Genomic DNA, 15,118 nt, shown 5'->3' with positions numbered 1-15,118 from the left:
CCGACTCTATCAGATCCTTTCGGGCCTGATTCCCTGTCGGCGGGGCCTTTCGACATTCACTACGTTAACCGATTCCCTCGGCAACTCATAATCGAGTCCGCGAGTTCGAATTCCAGCGTGCGAGCACACCGAAATCGCCCCCGCTGAGGGGATGTCGTAGGTAGTGGTTTGGCCGCTCTCGGCTGCTGGCGATCGCCGTAACCGGTTCAAGCGGCTCGGGCTACGTTACGCATCTTCCAAGAGCGAGTCAACTTGAGCGGCGCCTGGGCACGTGGGCCCGATAGGGGCTCACGGTCGGGTCGTTGGCGATCCAGAACCGCCAGGGGTGCGCGCCCCCGTCGCCGGCCACTCCGGTGCGCGGACCGTTGAGTACCTGGTCGGAGGCGACCGGGGTGCCGGTGAGCACCCTCAAAGGGGTCTCCCCCGACGCGCACGCGTCCGTGCCGTCCAGGGCTCGGTCCACCCCCAAGGCCGTGGCCAGGCGGGCCGGCCCTTTGGCTAGATCCTTGTCATTTCGGGCCGAGAGTCGACGTTTGCGGGCCAGATCCGCACCTTCGAGGACCTCGCCGGCCCGCAGCAGAACGGCGCTCGCCCGGCCCTCGGGTCCGCACACCAGGTTCATGCAGAACCACATGCCGTAGGTGAAGTAGACGTACACATGCCCAGGCGGACCGAACATCACGCCGTTGCGGGGCGTGCGGCCGCGATAGGCGTGGGAGCCCGGGTCGTTCGGACCGTCGTAGGCCTCGAGCTCTGTGAGGCGCACAGTGATCGGACCGTCCGGGGTCGTGCGGACGAGGGTGCGGCCGAGGAGGTCGGGGGCGACGTCCAGAACGGGGCGGTCGAAGAACTCCCGTGGCAGTGGCGTACGGTCCGGGGGCGTGATCATGGCGTACGAGCGTAGTCCAGACGGGTGTGTGCCAAGGGTGGTCAAGGATCCGTCCGCTTGCCAGGGTGAAGGCGCGGAACCGACTACGGCCGGATCGCGTTTGTAGGGATCAGGAATCCGCGCGTTCTTAAGAGGAGAGACATGGCGTTCAAGAAGCTGCTCGCGAGCCTGGGGGCCGGCGGGGCTTCGGTGGAGACGGTGCTGACCGAGGTCAACGTCGTCCCGGGTGGTGTCGTCCAGGGCGAGGTCCGGATCCAGGGTGGGTCCGTCGACCAGGAGATCGAGGGGCTGTCGGTCGGGCTCCAGGCCAAGGTCGAGGTCGAGAGCGGCGACCAGGAGTACAAGCAGGACATCGAGTTCACCAAGGTCGCGCTCGGCGGTGCCTTCACGCTTCAGGCGAACGCGGTGCACGCCGTGCCGTTCGGTCTGGAGATCCCCTGGGAGACGCCGATCACGGTGATCGACGGCCAGCCTCTGCGCGGGATGAACGTCGGTGTGACCACCGAGCTGGCGATCGCGCGTGCCGTGGACTCCGGTGACCTGGACCCGGTCAGCGTGCACCCGCTGCCCGCGCAGAAGGCGATCCTGGACGCGTTCGTCCAGCTGGGCTTCCGTTTCAAGAACGCGGACCTGGAGCGCGGCCACATCCGTGGGACGCGGCAGCAGCTGCCGTTCTACCAGGAGATCGAGTTCTTCCCGCCGCAGCAGTACCGCGGACTCAACCAGGTCGAGTTGAGCTTCGTCGCGGACGGCAACGCGATGGACGTCGTGCTGGAGATGGACAAGAAGCCGGGGCTGTTCAGCGAGGGCAGTGACACCTTCCGGTCCTTCCAGGTGGGTCTGCACGACTACCAGAGCACCGACTGGGCCGCCTACCTCAACCAGTGGCTGTCCGAGGTCGGCAGCCGGCGCAACTGGTTCTAGGCTCGGAACCACTGACTCCAGTACTCGATCAGGAGGTACCGAGGTGACCGACCTCAAGCGGCGGCCGCTCCCGCACGACTTCCACCCGCCCGTGCCGTCGTTCACGGTCACGAGCGAGGACGTCGCCGAGGGGGCGACGCTCAAGGACGCTCAGGTCTACGCGACCGGCAACACCTCTCCGCAGCTGCGCTGGGAGGGCTTCCCGCCGGAGACCAAGAGTTTCGCCGTGACATGCTACGACCCCGACGCGCCCACGGGCAGCGGGTTCTGGCACTGGGTCGTGTTCGACATCCCGGCCTCGGTGACCGAGTTGCCGGTGGGTGCGGGCAGCGGCAAGTTCGAGGGGCTGCCGGAGGCGGCCGTACAGGCGCGGAACGACTACGGGTCGAAGGACTTCGGTGGGGCCGCGCCGCCGGCCGGGGACGGACCGCACCGGTACGTCTTCACCGTGTACGCCGTGGACCAGGAGAAGCTCGGGCCCGATTCCGATGCCTCTCCCGCCGTTGTGGGCTTCAACCTGCGATTCCATGCGATCGCGCGTGCTCAGCTGATCGGTGAGTACGAGGTGCCTGCCGAAGACTGACGTTCATGGAGCGTTTGCCCGCCTCTGGTCTTGGAATTGATCAGAGGCGGGCACTTTTTATTGCGTTGTCCATCTCGGCGTGCCCGGCCAGAGTTGATCCAAGCCCAAGCCCGCCAAGGGGTGGGCCGGTGCGCACGGGAGGTGGGCTGGTCATGCGGGACACGCTGGTACTCAACGCGAGCTTCGAGCCGCTGTCGACGGTGACGTTGAACCGAGCCGTCGTTCTGGTGCTTCAGGACAAGGCCGTCGTCGAGCAGTCCCACCCCGAACTGCGCATGCGCGGGGCCGCGGTCGACATACCCGCGCCTCGGGTGATCAGGCTGTGCAGGTATGTACGGGTGCCCTTCCGAAGACAAGCCCCCTGGTCCCGGCGGGGTGTTCTGGTGCGTGACCGGCACAGGTGCGCGTACTGCGGGCGGCGGGCGACGACCGTGGACCACGTGGTGCCGCGGTCCCAGGGTGGTCAGGACACTTGGCTGAACACGGTGGCCTCCTGCGCGGAGGACAACCACCGCAAGGCGAACCGGACTCCGGCGGAGGCGGGGATGCCGTTGCTGCGGGAGCCGTTCGAGCCGACTCCGGCTGACGCGATGCTGCTGTCGCTGGGGCACGAGGACTTCTCCGCGCTGCCGGACTGGCTGGCTCGAGAGGCCGCCTAGTCACCTGCCGGGTCCGGTGCTGATGCGGCTGCGGGTGCTCCGTGGCTTGTCGCGCAGTTCCCCGCGCCCCTAAGTGCGTTGGGGCCCGCCTTCGTTGGGAAGGCGGGCCCCTTTGTCGTACTGGAATCCCTGGGTCAGTCGATCTTCGGGGTCTCCCGGCGCTCCGAGCCGCCGTTGCCTCCGCTCGAACCGCCGCCGAAGTTGCCGAAGTTGCCCATGGCTCCGGAGAGGCCCTTGAGGGCGTCGCCGATTTCGCTGGGGACAATCCAGAGCTTGTTGGCGTCGCCCTCGGCGATCTTGGGGAGCATCTGGAGGTACTGGTACGACAGGAGCTTCTGGTCGGGGTCGCCGGCGTGAATCGCTTCGAAGACGGTGCGGACCGCCTGGGCCTCGCCCTCGGCGCGCAGGGCCGCGGCCTTGGCCTCACCCTCGGCGCGCAGGATCTGGGACTGCTTCTCACCTTCGGCGGTGAGGATGGCGGCCTGGCGCGTACCTTCCGCGGTGAGGATCGCGGCGCGCTTGTCACGGTCGGCGCGCATCTGCTTCTCCATCGAGTCCTGGATGGAGGTCGGGGGCTCGATGGCCTTCAGTTCCACGCGGTTGACGCGGATGCCCCACTTGCCGGTGGCCTCGTCGAGGACGCCTCGCAGGGCCGCGTTGATCTCCTCGCGGGAGGTCAGGGTCCGCTCCAGGTCCATGCCACCGATGATGTTGCGGAGCGTGGTGACGGTGAGCTGTTCGATGGCCTGGATGTAGCTGGCGACCTCGTAGGTCGCGGCCCGGGCGTCGGTCACCTGGTAGTAGATGACCGTGTCGATGTTGACGACCAGGTTGTCCTGGGTGATCACCGGCTGGGGCGGGAACGGAACGACCTGTTCACGCAGGTCGATGCGGTTGCGGATGGTGTCTATGAACGGGACGACGATGTTGAGGCCCGCGTTGAGTGTCCGCGTGTAGCGGCCGAACCGCTCCACGATCGCGGCACTCGCCTGCGGGATGACCTGGATCGTCTTGATGAGGGCGATGAAGACCAACACCACCAGGATGATCAAGACGATGATGACCGGTTCCATCGTGCTCCCCGTGCCCTTCTCTGCCTCGGCGTTCTCGGAAGATCTTATGGTTGTTGAAGATCTTGCTGGTCGAGTCTGACAGACCGTCGTACAACTCGTGGTGCGTTCGGTTCAGTTGCATCCTGCGAGGTCACATGACGATCGCCGTGGCGCCCTCGATGTCGACGACATCCACTTCCTGGCCCGCTTCGTAGGCCCGGCCGGTGTCGAGAGAGCGGGCCGACCAGACCTCGCCGGCGAGCTTGATCCGCCCGCCCGCGTGGTCGACGCGTTCCAGGACGACAGCCTGTTTCCCCTTCAACGCGTCGACACCCGTGACGAGTTGGGGCCGCTGAGAGCGGTGCCGGGTCGCGATGGGCCGTACGACGGCGATGAGGGCCACCGAGACGACGGCGAAGACGAGCACCTGGACGACGATGTCACCGCCGAGACCGGCGGCGATCGCGGCGGCGACGGCGCCCACCGCGAGCATGCCGAACTCCGGCATCGCGGTCACCACGAGCGGGATTCCGAGCGCAGCCGCGCCGACGAGCCACCACACCCATGCGTCGATGTCGTTCACATGGGTCATGGTAGGTGCGGGGGACCGCCGCGGACAGGGCGCGATGGAGCGGGAACGGGCTTCTTACCCGTGTTTTTGCGGGGACTTCACGTGATCACGACAGAGGCAGGCCCTGCGCGGTCCAGCGTTCGCCGACCTGCTCGACGACGAGGGGAAGGCCGAAGCAGAGGGAAAGGTTGCGGGAGGTGAGCTCGAGCTCCAGGGGACCTGCGGCGAGCACCTTGCCCTGGCGGATCATGAGGACGTGGGTGAAGCCGGGGGCGATCTCCTCGACGTGGTGGGTGACCATGAGCATCGAGGGGGCGATCGGGTCGCGGGCGAGCCGGCCGAGGCGGCGGACCAGGTCCTCGCGGCCACCGAGGTCGAGGCCGGCGGCGGGCTCGTCGAGGAGGAGGAGTTCGGGGTCGGTCATCAGGGCGCGGGCGATGAGGGTGCGCTTGCGCTCGCCCTCGGAGAGGGTGCCGAACTTCCGGTCCAGGTAGTCGGTCATGCCGAGACGGTCGAGGAAGGCGCGGGCGCGCTGCTCGTCGATGTCCTCGTACTCCTCCTGCCAGCCCGCGGTCATGCCGTACGCCGCCGTCAGCACGGTCTCCAGGACGGTCTGGCGCTTGGGGAGCTTGTCGGCCATGGCGATGCCGGCCATGCCGATGCGGGGGCGCAGTTCGAAGACGTCGGTGCCGGGCTTGCCGAGGGTCTCGCCGAGGATGGTGGCGGTGCCCTTGCTGGGGTAGAGGTAGCTTGAGGCGAGGTTCAGGAGCGTGGTCTTGCCGGCGCCGTTGGGGCCGAGGATGACCCAGCGCTCGCCCTCCTTGACCGACCAGGAGACCTGGTCCACCAGAGCCCGGTCCTCACGGACCACGGATACGTCCTGAAGCTCCAGAACATCGCTCATGAGCGCGTTGTCTCCCCTTGCAGTGTGACCGGTGTCGGCGTCTCGGCTGTCGCGTGCGCGTTTTTGGGCGCAGCCCTCGAAGAAATCTACGCCACCGGTCGGCCGCTCCCATCCATCGGTCCGGTCCTTAGGCTGGGGGCATGCTCTCGGAACCGCGCTCTGGACGCCTTGCCGCTTGGGGAAACGGCCTTTTGGCCGGACTTGTCTCGCCGGACGACGCCGTGCTGGCGATCGTCGGTGACGACGCCGTGCACCGGGTCGAAGGGCTGCCGGGTGAGACGGCGGCCGTCGGTCTGACGCTGGCGCTGGGGCGGCTGCGGTCGCTCGGCGTGACGGGACTGCGGGTCGCGCTGCCCGCGCCCGGGCATCCGCTGGGACTGAGCGGGCCGCCGGAGTTCAACGCGCGGGCGTTGGAGGCGGAGGAGGCGGTGGTATGTCACGGCGCCGCGCTGGGACTGGTGCCGGAGGTGTACGAGGCCGGGCCGTCGGGTGATGTGCATGTCGAGGTGGTGTGGCATGTGCTGCCGGTGCGGGAGGCTCCGCCGGCGGATGTCCCCTCGCTGGGCGAGGCCGAGCGGGAGCTCGCGGAGGCGCTCCGGGAGGCGACCGAGGTGCTGTCGGGGCTGGACCTGGCCGGCTCGGGGCCGGTGGCGGAGGCAGCCATCGATGCGTACCGGGCCCGGGCGGAGCGGGGGCGGGAGGTTCTGGCGCCGGGGTATCCGCCTCGGGCGGTACGGGTGTTGGAGCTTGCTCAGCGGGTGGGGTTGTTGGTGTCCCTGGCCTATGAGAACGGGCACGGGGGTGCGGTCAGCTCCGCCGAGATGCGGGCTCGTGGGGAGGCGTTGCGGCCGGTGGAGCGGACGGGGCGGCGGGCGCAGGTGGCTGCGTACAACGCGTATGTGGAGGAGTTGGAGCGGGGGGTGCGGTGAACTGCGCCTGATCGTTCGGCTGCGGGCCCGGTCAGGTGGGTGCAGTCGCGCGAGCCCGGCTGCACCCACCTGGGGACGCGGGGAACTGCGCGACCAGCCACGAAGCGCCCGCACCGCACGACGGCACAGCGAGGCGCATCCGACCGTCCGTTTCTACGGCGGCAACGCCAAGGGCCCCACAAGTCGCGTCGACTTATGAGGCCCTGCTGCTCAGACCCGACGTCAGTCGTTCGCACCGGCGTTGCCGAAGGCCGGGTTCAGCAGGGCGATGAGGTTGGCGGTGTTGCCGACCACGTTCACCGGGACGTGCACCGGGGCCTGGACGAGGTTGCCCGAGACGGCGCCCGGCGACTTCACGGCCGCGCCCTCGGCACCCGCGTCGGCGACAGCGGCACCGGCAGCGGCACCCGTGGCGATACCGGCGACGGTCAGGGCCACGGCAGCCTTCTTGGCGATGATCATGGGAAGCGTTCCTCCTGCGTTTGCGAGTCCGACCCGGCCGCGGGTCGTGCGCTGATCAACGCGGAAGGGAGAAGGGACGGTACGGAGATACGAGCAGGAATGCCCGTTCGGATCATTCGCACGACAAACGGACCGGCCTCCCGGGTGCGGGGCACACCCGGGAGGCCGAAGTCACTGCCCGCTCGGGGGAAGTCAGCGGTTGACGCCGAGGTTGCCGAAGGCGGGGTTGAGCGCGCCGATGACGTTCACGCTGTTGCCGACCACGTTCACCGGGACGTGCACCGGGGCCTGGACGAGGTTGCCCGAGACGACGCCGGGCGAGCCCACGGCCTTGCCGTCGGCGTGCGCCCCGTTGGTGGCGGAGGCCATACCGGCACCGGCCGCGACCAGTCCGCCGGCCACCATCGTCACGGCCGCTGCCTTCTTCAGGTTCTTCACTTCTAAGCCCTCCCTAGCGATTGCCGCGGCAGTCGCCGCAGCACGCACTGGAGAACGGTGGAGATCCACGAAGGATGCGCCATCCGGGGGACATTCCCACGACGGTATGAATCTCAGTCCGGAGCGGAACCCTCCGTGTTGCCATGCATCTCGTGGATCAACCGGCCACTCCGTGACGAACCGCCCACAGGGCCGCCTGTGTCCGGTCCGCCAGATCGAGTTTCATCAGGATGTTCGAGACGTGTGTCTTGACGGTCTTCTCGGAGAGGACCAGCGCCCGGGCGATCTCCCGGTTGGAGCGGCCGTCCGCGATCAGCCCGAGCACCTCACGCTCCCGCTCGGTGAGCGAACCTCCTCTGCCCTGCCCGGAGTTGTTCTCCTCCTGGGACAACAGGGCGCCCGCGACCTCGGGTTGGAGCAGGATGTGGCCGGCGTGGACGGAGCGGATGGCTCCGGCGAGGGCGTCGGGGTCGACGTCCTTGTAGACGTAGCCGGCGGCGCCGGCGCGCAGGGCCGGGACCACGGTGCGCTGTTCGGTGAAGCTGGTGACGATCAGCACACGCGCGGGGTTGTTCAGTTCGCGGAGCTTGCGCAGGGCGTCGATGCCGTCCATGCCCGGCATCTTGACGTCCATGAGGACGATGTCGGGCTTGAGTTCCTCCGCGCGCTCGACGCCCTCGGCGCCGTCGGCCGCCTCGCCCACGACCTCTATGTCGTCCTGCACTTCGAGGAAGGTGCGCAGGCCCCGGCGGACGACCTGGTGGTCGTCGACGAGCAGGACCTTGATCGCGTCAGCCACCGGGTACCTCCATCTCGATCGTGGTGCCCTTGCCGGGCGCCGATTCCACGGTCAGCGTGCCGCCGACCCCGCTGGTGCGGTCCCGCATGGAGACCAGACCCAGATGGCGTCCCGCGCGGCGTATGGACTGTGGGTCGAAGCCGCTGCCGTCGTCCGTCACGCGCAGTACGGCTCCGCTGCCGCGCCGGTCCACCGTCACGTCGACATGGGCCGCGCCCGAGTGCCGCAGCGCGTTGTGCAGGGCCTCCTGGGCCACGCGGAGCATGGCCTCCTCCTGGGCCGCGGGCAGCGCGCGGAAGCTGCGGGCGGCGAAGGTCACGCGCGCGGTGTGGGCGCGGTCCAGGACCTGGACGTGGGTGCGCAGGGTGGCGGTCAGGCCGTCCTCGTCCAGCGCCGCTGGGCGCAACTCGACCACGGCGGCGCGCAGTTCGTCGGTGGCCTCGGCGGCGAGCGTGGCCACCTGCTGCATCTCGTCCTTGGCGCGGGTGGGGTCGCGGTCGACGAGGGCGGCGGCGGCCTGGGCGGTCAGGCGCAGGGAGAAGAGCTTCTGGCTGACCGCGTCGTGCAGTTCGTGGGCGAGGCGGGAGCGTTCCTCGGCGATGGTGAGCTCGCGGCTGCGTTCGTAGAGGCGGGCATTGGTGAGGGCGATCGCCGCGTGCTGGGCGAGGATCCCCAGGAGTTCCTCGTCCTCCTCGGTGAAGCCGCAGCTGCCTTCCGGCTTGGGGCAGTTCTTGTTGGCGAGGAACAGGGCTCCGATGACCTCGTCGCCATCGCGGATCGGCAGGCCCAGGAAGTCGACCATCTCGGGGTGGGCGGACGGCCAGCCCTCGAAGCGGGGGTCCTTGCGGACGTCGGCGAGGCGCTCGGGAGTGGCCTCGTGCAGCATCGCGGCGAGGATGCCGTGCTGGCGCGGGAGGGGGCCGATGGCCTTCCACTGGGCGTCGCTGACACCGTCGACCACGAACTGGGCGAAGCCGCCGTGGTCGTCGGGGACGCCGAGGGCGGCGTACTGCGCGTCGAGCAGTTCGCGGGCCGAGGCGACGATCGTCTTGAGGACGTCGCGCACCTCGAGGTGTCTGCTCATGGCCAGCAGCGCGGAGCTCACCGCGGCGAGGCCGGACCGGGGGCCTTGACTCATGTCCTCAGAGTACGGGCGGGGTGTGACAGTGCGGATCGGACCTGTGACGGCCTCCGACTAGGGCGAGCGACCTAGGGCGAAGGGCCTCGCAGCTTTGCGGCCCGCGTCCGAGGCGGCGGGACGGCCCCGTTCCTACGTTGGGAGCACGCCGATCAGGAGGCGTGGAGGACGAGGGGACGTGTGTCATGCCGGTAGCGATCATCACGGGGGCCTCGAAGGGGCTGGGACGGGCGCTCGCCGAGGCCCTGGCCGCGCGGGGCTGGGACCTGGTGCTCGACGCGAGGACGGCGGAGGTCCTGAAGGAGACGGCGGCCGTGCTCGCCGGGCACGGCACCCGGGTGACGGCTCTGCCCGGGGACGTCACGGACCCGGCGCACCGCTCGGAGCTGGTGGCCGCGGCCTGGCAGCTCGGTGGCGTGGATCTGCTGGTGAACAACGCGAGCGCACTGGGTGCCGAGCCGCTGGCCCGGCTCGAGGGGCTGCCCCTGGACGGGCTGCGCCGCGCGCTGGAGGTGAACGTGGTGGCCTCGCTGGGGCTGGTCCAGGAGGCGCTGTCGCTGCTGCGGGCGTCGGAGGCCGGAACGGTGATCACGGTGAGTTCGGACGCCGCCGCCGAGGCGTACGAGACGTGGGGCGGTTACGGGGCGTCGAAGGCCGCCCTGGACCACCTCGCGGCGGTGCTGGGCGAGGAGGAGCCGCGGCTGCGGGTGTGGGCCGTCGATCCCGGGGACATGGCGACGGACCTGTACGCGGCGGCCGTACCGGACGACGCGGATCCGAGGCCGGCGCCGACGAGCGTGGTGCCTGCTTTTCTGCGGCTGCTGGACGAGCGGCCGGCGAGCGGCCGGTACGGGGCACCCTCGCTGCTGGAGGGGCGATGACACTCGCGGTGCGGGTACCGGAGGAACTGTCGGCACGGTTGCCTGCCGAGCAGCGGGGGCCGGGGCTCGACCGGGACGCCGTACGACTGCTGGTGTCGCGGGGTACGGCGGTGTCGCACCACTCGTTCGGGGAGCTTCCGAGGCTGCTGCGGGCCGGGGACCTGCTTGTCGTGAACACCTCCCCCACGCTGGCCGCGGCCGTCGACGGGCGAATCGGGCACGTGCGTGTGGTGGTGCACTTCTCCACGCGCGGGGACGACGGCAGGTGGGCGGTCGAGTTGCGGGATCCCGACGGGAGGGGCACCACGCGTGCGCGTGCGGGAGGGCCCGCGGGGACGGAGGTGCGGCTGCCCGGGGGCGGGCGACTGGTCCTGGAGGAGGCGGTGAGCGAGCGTCTGTGGTGGGCGCGCGTGTGCGGCGGGGAGGTTCCCGGGCTGCTGCGGGAGCACGGGCGGCCCATCCGTTACTCCTATACGGAGCGGGACCAGCCGTTGTCCGTCTATCAGACGGTGTTCGCGCTGCCGTCGCCCGACGGGTCGGGCAGTGCGGAGATGCCCAGTGCGGCACGGCCCTTCACCGCGCGGCTGGTGGCGGAGCTGGTGAGCCGGGGTGTGCAGTTCGCGCCGGTCTCCCTGCACACGGGGGTGGCCTCGGCGGAGGCGCACGAGCCGCCGTATCCGGAGCGGTTCTCGGTGCCGGAGGCCTCCGCGCGGCTGATCAACGCGGTGCGGGCCGGGGGCGGCAGGGTCGTCGCCGTCGGGACGACCGCTGTGCGGGCCGTGGAGTCGGCCGCCGGGGCCGACGGGGTCGTACGCGCGCGTGAGGGATGGACGGATCTCGTCGTGACCCCGGAGCGCGGGGTGCGGGTGGTGGACGGGCTGCTGACCGGGCTGCACGAGCCGGAGGCCTCGCATCTGCTGATGCTGGAGGCGGTCGCGGGGCGGGCGGCGATCGACCGCGGCTACGAGGAGGCACTGCGCCGGCTCTACCTGTGGCACGAGTTCGGGGACCTGCATCTCTTCCTCCCGCGGGAGGAAGCTCACGCAGAGCATTGCTCAAGCAACTGCCGGTGAGACCGCTGTGCGGACGATGTGAGCCCGCGCATAGGGCGCAGATCACGTACGAAGCGACATAGGAGACAAAGGCTTCCCCGATGAACGGGAAAGACGTTCCAGTCTGTCCGTTTTTGTCCTCCCCCGGTCCACTACCCGGGGTCGTACGTCACACCTTTGCCCGGATGTTTTGCGCCAGCTAAGAATGGCCAACGTCGCTCAGCGCCGCGGTTCCGACCGCGGCGTTTGTGCCGGAAGCACCCGTGTCCTCCAGGACAGCGAGCGACCTCCCGCGCTATTCGAAGAGGTCCATCCCGCATGCCCAAGAACCCTTTCACCCGTGGTCATCGTCGCGCGCTGAACAAGCGCCACAAGATCGCCGTCGCCGGCGTCGCCACGCTCGGTGCCGCCGCCGTCGTGTTCAGCGCGGTTCCGGGCAACGCGGAGACCACCACGTCCGAGGCCGCCGTCTCCTCGGCCCCGGTGAAGTACTCCTCCGAGCAGCTCAAGAGCCGCCAGGCCGACGTCAGCGAGCAGCTCGCCGCCAAGGCCCTGCAGAGCAAGGCCGCCGCCGAGGCGAAGGCAGCGAAGGCACACGCCGCGGCGAAGGCCAAGGCCAAGGCCGCGGCCGCCGCGAAGAAGAAGGCCGCGCACGCCGCCGCCGCCAAGAAGGCCGCGCAGGCGCGCAAGGCCAAGGCCAAGGCCGCGAGCCGGGCCGCGCATCGCGCCAAGCTCAAGGCCGCGGTGCACAAGAGCTACGCCAACAACCTTGACGGCTGGATCAAGGAGTCCCTGGACATCATGAAGGCCAAGGGCATCCCGGGCTCCTACAACGGCCTGCACCGCAACATCATCCGGGAGTCCTCGGGCAACCCGAACGCGATCAACAACTGGGACATCAACGCCATCAACGGCATCCCGTCGAAGGGGCTGCTCCAGGTCATCCCGCCGACCTTCAAGGCGTACCACGTCCCGGGCACGTCCTGGAACATCTACGACCCGGTCGCCAACATCACCGCCGCCGCGAACTACGCGGCCGACAGGTACGGCTCGATGGACAACGTCAACAGCGCGTACTGAGGTCGCGCGGACCTCTCGTACGCACAAGGGCGGCACCCTGTCGGGGTGCCGCCCTTCGCCGTCGTACGACAGTGATCACTTGCGCATGACCTCGGGCTCGTGGCGGCGCAGGAAGCGGGCCACGAAGAAGCCGCAGATCACACCGATGGCGATGAGGGCGATCATGTCGAGGCCCCAGACGCCGATGGTGTGGTTCCACAGCGGGTCGGTCGAGTCGCCCGGTTTGACGGGCGGGTTGACCTTGTTGAAGTCCAGCGTGGCGCCCGCGGCGGCGACCGCCCAGCGGGAGGGCATGAGGTACGAGAGCTCGTTGACGCCGATCGTGCCGTGCAGGGTGAACAGACAGCCGGTGAAGACGACCTGGATGATCGCGAACATGACCAGCAGCGGCATGGTCTTCTCGGACGTCTTCACGAGCGCGGAGATGATCAGGCCGAACATCATCGAGGTGAACCCGAGCCCCATGATCGGCAGACACAGCTCCGCGAGGGTGGCACTGCCGAGGACCAGGCCCTCCTTCGGGAGACCACGGCTGGCGAAGCCGATGACGCCGACCAGCAGTCCTTGCAGGATGGTGATCACGCCGAGCACGAACACCTTGGACATCAGGTACGCCGAGCGGGACAGGCCGGTGGCGCGCTCCCGTTCGTAGATGACCCGTTCCTTGATCAGTTCACGGACGGAGTTGGCGGCACCGGCGAAGCAGGCGCCGACCGCCAGGATCAGCAGGACGGTGGTGGCCGTGCTGTTGGGCTCGGGCAGTTTGGTCCTGGGGTCGATCGGCTTGGGCAACAGCGGGTCGCCGAAGTCGATGAGCAGGCTCACCGCGCCGAGGACGAGCGGCAGGATCACCGTCAGGGCCAGGAAGCCCTTGTCGGACGCTATGACCGAGACATAACGGCGCACGAGTGTCCCGAACTGGCCCATCCAGCCCTGCGGCTTCGGCGGTTTCATCGCCTGCATCGGAGGAAGCTGTACGGACTGTGCGGCAACGGCGTCGATGTCCGCGGCGTACATCTGGTAGTGCTGCGAGCCCTTCCAGCGTCCGGCCCAGTCGTAGTCGCGGTAGTTCTCGAAGGCGGAGAACACGTCGGCCCAGGTGTCGTAGCCGAAGAAGTTCAGTGCCTCCTCCGGCGGACCGAAGTAGGCGACCGCGCCGCCCGGGGCCATCACCAGGAGCTTGTCGCACAGCGCCAGCTCGGCGACGGAGTGGGTGACGACGAGGACCGTACGGCCGTCGTCGGCGAGGCCGCGCAGCAGCTGCATGACATCGCGGTCCATGCCCGGGTCGAGGCCGGAGGTCGGCTCGTCCAGGAAGATCAGGGACGGTTTGGTGAGCAGTTCCAGGGCCACGGAGACGCGCTTGCGCTGGCCGCCGGAGAGGGAGGTGACCTTCTTCTCCTTGTGGACGTCGAGCTTCAGCTCGCGCAGCACCTCGTCTATGCGTGACTCGCGCTCGGCGCCGGTGGTGTCGGCCGGGAAGCGGAGTTTGGCCGCGTACTTGAGGGCCTTCTTGACGGTCAGCTCCTTGTGCAGGATGTCGTCCTGCGGGACCAGACCGATGCGCTGGCGCAGCTCGGCGAACTGCTTGTAGAGGTTGCGGTTGTCGTAGAGGACATCGCCCTGGTTGGCGGGCCGGTAGCCGGTGAGTGCCTTGAGCAGCGTCGACTTGCCGGAACCGGACGGTCCGATGACCGCGATCAGGGACTTCTCCGGGACGCCGAAGGAGACGTCCTTGAGGATCTGCTTGCCGCCGTCGACCGTGACGGTCAGGTGGCGGGCGGAGAATGTCACCTCACCGGTGTCGACGAACTCCTCGAGGCGGTCGCCGACGATCCGGAACGTGGAGTGGCCGACGCCGACGATGTCGCTCGGGCCGAGCATCGTCGAGCCGCCCTTGGGGATCGGCTGGCCGTTGACGTATGTGCCGTTGTGGGAGCCGAGGTCGCGGATCTCCATGCGGCCGTCGGGCGTCGAGTGGAACTCCGCGTGGTTGCGGGAGACCTGCAGGTCGGAGACGACCAGGTCGTTCTCCAGGGCACGGCCGATGCGCATGATGCGGCCGATGGTGAACTGGTGGAACGTGGTCGGGCTGCGGTCGCCGTAGACCGGCGGCGCGCCCGCGCCCGCACCGGGGCCCTGCTGCTGCGGGATCTTCTGCGGCGGCTGGTGCGCGTACGGCTGCGGCTGTTGCTGGGGCTGTGGCCAGCCGGACTGCGAGGCCTGCTGCGGCTGCTGGCGCGGGGCCTGCTGCGGTGTCTGCTGGGCCCAGCCGGGGTTCGCGCTCTGCGCGACATACGGTTGCTGCCGGGGCTCGGGCTCGGCGACCGGCACCGCGGTGCCGGACAGGCTCAGCAGCGGGCCGTCGCTCGCGTTGCCGAGGTGGACCGCCGCGCCGGGGCCGAGCTCCGTCCGGTGGATCCGCTGGCCCTGCGTGAACGTGCCGTTGGTGCTGCTGTGGTCCTCGATGACCCAACCGCGCCCGCTCCAGCTGATCGTGGCGTGACGCCAGGACACCCTGGCGTCGTCGAACACGATGTCCCCCTGCGGATCGCGTCCAAGGCTGTACGACCTGGACGGATCGAGCGTCCAGGTACGTCCGTTCGCTTCCAGTACGAGTTCCGGCACTCCAAGCCCCACTGAGTAGTCCCCCGAATTGCCCCCGTCACAGGGAGTGTAGGGATGTCGAACATCGTCGGGAACTATTTCAGGATCCACCTCCTGACCGAAAGTTGAGCCCCGAGAACACCACGTTCG

16 protein-coding genes are annotated in these 15,118 nt (G+C 69.1%); 7 read left to right on the top strand and 9 right to left on the bottom strand.

All coding sequences use genetic code 11. The annotated features are described in order from the left end of the window. Nucleotides 1-247 precede the first annotated feature (247 nt). A complete protein-coding gene (locus AQJ46_RS16785) occupies nucleotides 248-889 on the bottom strand; it encodes a DNA-3-methyladenine glycosylase (protein ID WP_059206327.1) in 642 nt (213 codons plus the stop codon). 141 nt (nucleotides 890-1,030) lie between these two features. Here AQJ46_RS16785 and AQJ46_RS16780 point away from each other — a divergent pair, with 141 nt between their 5' ends. The 3 genes from AQJ46_RS16780 (at nucleotide 1,031) to AQJ46_RS16770 (ending at nucleotide 3,055) form a co-directional block, all read left to right on the top strand. Further along, the gene (locus tag AQJ46_RS16780; protein ID WP_057618168.1) at nucleotides 1,031-1,813 is read left to right on the top strand and encodes a sporulation protein; all 783 of its coding nucleotides are present in this window, start codon (nucleotides 1,031-1,033) and stop codon (nucleotides 1,811-1,813) included. A gap of 43 nt (nucleotides 1,814-1,856) precedes the next feature. Continuing rightward, nucleotides 1,857-2,396, top strand: a complete 540-nt coding sequence (locus AQJ46_RS16775) for a YbhB/YbcL family Raf kinase inhibitor-like protein (RefSeq protein ID WP_059206326.1) — start codon at nucleotides 1,857-1,859, stop codon at nucleotides 2,394-2,396. A 152-nt stretch (nucleotides 2,397-2,548) separates the two neighbouring features. Next, nucleotides 2,549-3,055 carry an HNH endonuclease gene (locus tag AQJ46_RS16770; protein WP_031060381.1) on the top strand — a complete coding sequence of 169 codons (507 nt, stop codon included), beginning with the start codon at nucleotides 2,549-2,551 and terminating at the stop codon, nucleotides 3,053-3,055. Nucleotides 3,056-3,189: 134 nt separating this feature from the next. On the opposite strand, the gene AQJ46_RS16765 is transcribed toward AQJ46_RS16770, so the two are convergent. The 3 genes from AQJ46_RS16765 to AQJ46_RS16755 all read right to left on the bottom strand — a co-directional run bounded on the left by AQJ46_RS16765 (nucleotide 3,190) and on the right by AQJ46_RS16755 (nucleotide 5,582). After that, the gene (locus AQJ46_RS16765) at nucleotides 3,190-4,128 is read right to left on the bottom strand and encodes an SPFH domain-containing protein (protein ID WP_057618170.1); all 939 of its coding nucleotides are present in this window, start codon (nucleotides 4,126-4,128) and stop codon (nucleotides 3,190-3,192) included. 130 nt (nucleotides 4,129-4,258) lie between these two features. Further along, nucleotides 4,259-4,690 carry an NfeD family protein gene (locus AQJ46_RS16760; protein ID WP_057618171.1) on the bottom strand — a complete coding sequence of 144 codons (432 nt, stop codon included), beginning with the start codon at nucleotides 4,688-4,690 and terminating at the stop codon, nucleotides 4,259-4,261. A gap of 94 nt (nucleotides 4,691-4,784) precedes the next feature. Then, nucleotides 4,785-5,582, bottom strand: a complete 798-nt coding sequence (locus AQJ46_RS16755) for an ABC transporter ATP-binding protein (RefSeq protein ID WP_057618172.1) — start codon at nucleotides 5,580-5,582, stop codon at nucleotides 4,785-4,787. Nucleotides 5,583-5,722: 140 nt separating this feature from the next. Here AQJ46_RS16755 and AQJ46_RS16750 point away from each other — a divergent pair, with 140 nt between their 5' ends. Continuing rightward, nucleotides 5,723-6,511, top strand: a complete 789-nt coding sequence (locus tag AQJ46_RS16750; protein WP_063803810.1) for a hypothetical protein — start codon at nucleotides 5,723-5,725, stop codon at nucleotides 6,509-6,511. Nucleotides 6,512-6,733: 222 nt separating this feature from the next. Here AQJ46_RS16750 and AQJ46_RS16745 read toward each other — a convergent pair whose 3' ends face one another. The 4 genes from AQJ46_RS16745 to AQJ46_RS16730 form a co-directional block, all read right to left on the bottom strand. Beyond that, on the bottom strand, nucleotides 6,734-6,973 hold the full coding sequence (locus tag AQJ46_RS16745) for a chaplin (RefSeq protein ID WP_059206324.1): 240 nt from the start codon (nucleotides 6,971-6,973) through the stop codon (nucleotides 6,734-6,736). 192 nt (nucleotides 6,974-7,165) lie between these two features. Next, nucleotides 7,166-7,411 (bottom strand): chaplin ChpE, encoded by a 246-nt coding sequence (chpE, locus tag AQJ46_RS16740; RefSeq protein WP_057618175.1) that lies wholly within the window; start codon nucleotides 7,409-7,411, stop codon nucleotides 7,166-7,168. 157 nt (nucleotides 7,412-7,568) lie between these two features. Next, entirely contained in the window at nucleotides 7,569-8,210 is a 642-nt protein-coding gene (locus AQJ46_RS16735; RefSeq protein ID WP_057618176.1) for a response regulator, read from the bottom strand. Next, the gene (locus AQJ46_RS16730; protein WP_059206323.1) at nucleotides 8,203-9,348 is read right to left on the bottom strand and encodes a GAF domain-containing sensor histidine kinase; all 1,146 of its coding nucleotides are present in this window, start codon (nucleotides 9,346-9,348) and stop codon (nucleotides 8,203-8,205) included. Before AQJ46_RS16730 ends, AQJ46_RS16735 begins: the two co-directional genes overlap by 8 nt. A 185-nt stretch (nucleotides 9,349-9,533) precedes the next feature. Here AQJ46_RS16730 and AQJ46_RS16725 point away from each other — a divergent pair, with 185 nt between their 5' ends. The 3 genes from AQJ46_RS16725 (at nucleotide 9,534) to AQJ46_RS16715 (ending at nucleotide 12,361) form a co-directional block, all read left to right on the top strand. Further along, nucleotides 9,534-10,229, top strand: a complete 696-nt coding sequence (locus AQJ46_RS16725) for an SDR family NAD(P)-dependent oxidoreductase (protein ID WP_059206368.1) — start codon at nucleotides 9,534-9,536, stop codon at nucleotides 10,227-10,229. Then, nucleotides 10,226-11,302, top strand: a complete 1,077-nt coding sequence (locus tag AQJ46_RS16720) for an S-adenosylmethionine:tRNA ribosyltransferase-isomerase (RefSeq protein WP_059206322.1) — start codon at nucleotides 10,226-10,228, stop codon at nucleotides 11,300-11,302. The genes AQJ46_RS16725 and AQJ46_RS16720 overlap by 4 nt, the downstream gene beginning before the upstream one ends. 297 nt (nucleotides 11,303-11,599) lie before the next feature. Beyond that, nucleotides 11,600-12,361, top strand: coding sequence for a transglycosylase SLT domain-containing protein (locus tag AQJ46_RS16715; protein ID WP_059206321.1), 762 nt, complete (start codon nucleotides 11,600-11,602; stop codon nucleotides 12,359-12,361). 75 nt (nucleotides 12,362-12,436) lie between these two features. Here AQJ46_RS16715 and AQJ46_RS16710 read toward each other — a convergent pair whose 3' ends face one another. Next, entirely contained in the window at nucleotides 12,437-14,989 is a 2,553-nt protein-coding gene (locus AQJ46_RS16710; protein ID WP_059206320.1) for an ABC transporter ATP-binding protein/permease, read from the bottom strand. Nucleotides 14,990-15,118 lie beyond the last annotated feature (129 nt).

It is taken from the genome of Streptomyces canus (genome assembly GCF_001514145.1).
In the GTDB taxonomy this organism is placed as follows: Bacteria; Actinomycetota; Actinomycetes; order Streptomycetales; family Streptomycetaceae; genus Streptomyces; species Streptomyces canus.
This window is presented reverse-complemented; position numbering and strand designations above follow the sequence as displayed.

What these genes read in the sequence shown, in the direction of transcription:
- AQJ46_RS16785 (WP_059206327.1), bottom strand. Translation starts at nt 889, where the DNA reads ATGATCACGCCCCCGGACCGTACGCCACTGCCACGGGAGTTCTTCGAC.
- AQJ46_RS16780 (WP_057618168.1), top strand. Translation starts at nt 1,031, where the DNA reads ATGGCGTTCAAGAAGCTGCTCGCGAGCCTGGGGGCCGGCGGGGCTTCG.
- AQJ46_RS16770 (WP_031060381.1), top strand. Translation starts at nt 2,549, where the DNA reads ATGCGGGACACGCTGGTACTCAACGCGAGCTTCGAGCCGCTGTCGACG.
- AQJ46_RS16765 (WP_057618170.1), bottom strand. Translation starts at nt 4,128, where the DNA reads ATGGAACCGGTCATCATCGTCTTGATCATCCTGGTGGTGTTGGTCTTC.
- AQJ46_RS16755 (WP_057618172.1), bottom strand. Translation starts at nt 5,582, where the DNA reads ATGAGCGATGTTCTGGAGCTTCAGGACGTATCCGTGGTCCGTGAGGAC.
- AQJ46_RS16750 (WP_063803810.1), top strand. Translation starts at nt 5,723, where the DNA reads ATGCTCTCGGAACCGCGCTCTGGACGCCTTGCCGCTTGGGGAAACGGC.
- AQJ46_RS16745 (WP_059206324.1), bottom strand. Translation starts at nt 6,973, where the DNA reads ATGATCATCGCCAAGAAGGCTGCCGTGGCCCTGACCGTCGCCGGTATC.
- AQJ46_RS16730 (WP_059206323.1), bottom strand. Translation starts at nt 9,348, where the DNA reads ATGAGTCAAGGCCCCCGGTCCGGCCTCGCCGCGGTGAGCTCCGCGCTG.
- AQJ46_RS16725 (WP_059206368.1), top strand. Translation starts at nt 9,534, where the DNA reads ATGCCGGTAGCGATCATCACGGGGGCCTCGAAGGGGCTGGGACGGGCG.
- AQJ46_RS16720 (WP_059206322.1), top strand. Translation starts at nt 10,226, where the DNA reads ATGACACTCGCGGTGCGGGTACCGGAGGAACTGTCGGCACGGTTGCCT.
- AQJ46_RS16715 (WP_059206321.1), top strand. Translation starts at nt 11,600, where the DNA reads ATGCCCAAGAACCCTTTCACCCGTGGTCATCGTCGCGCGCTGAACAAG.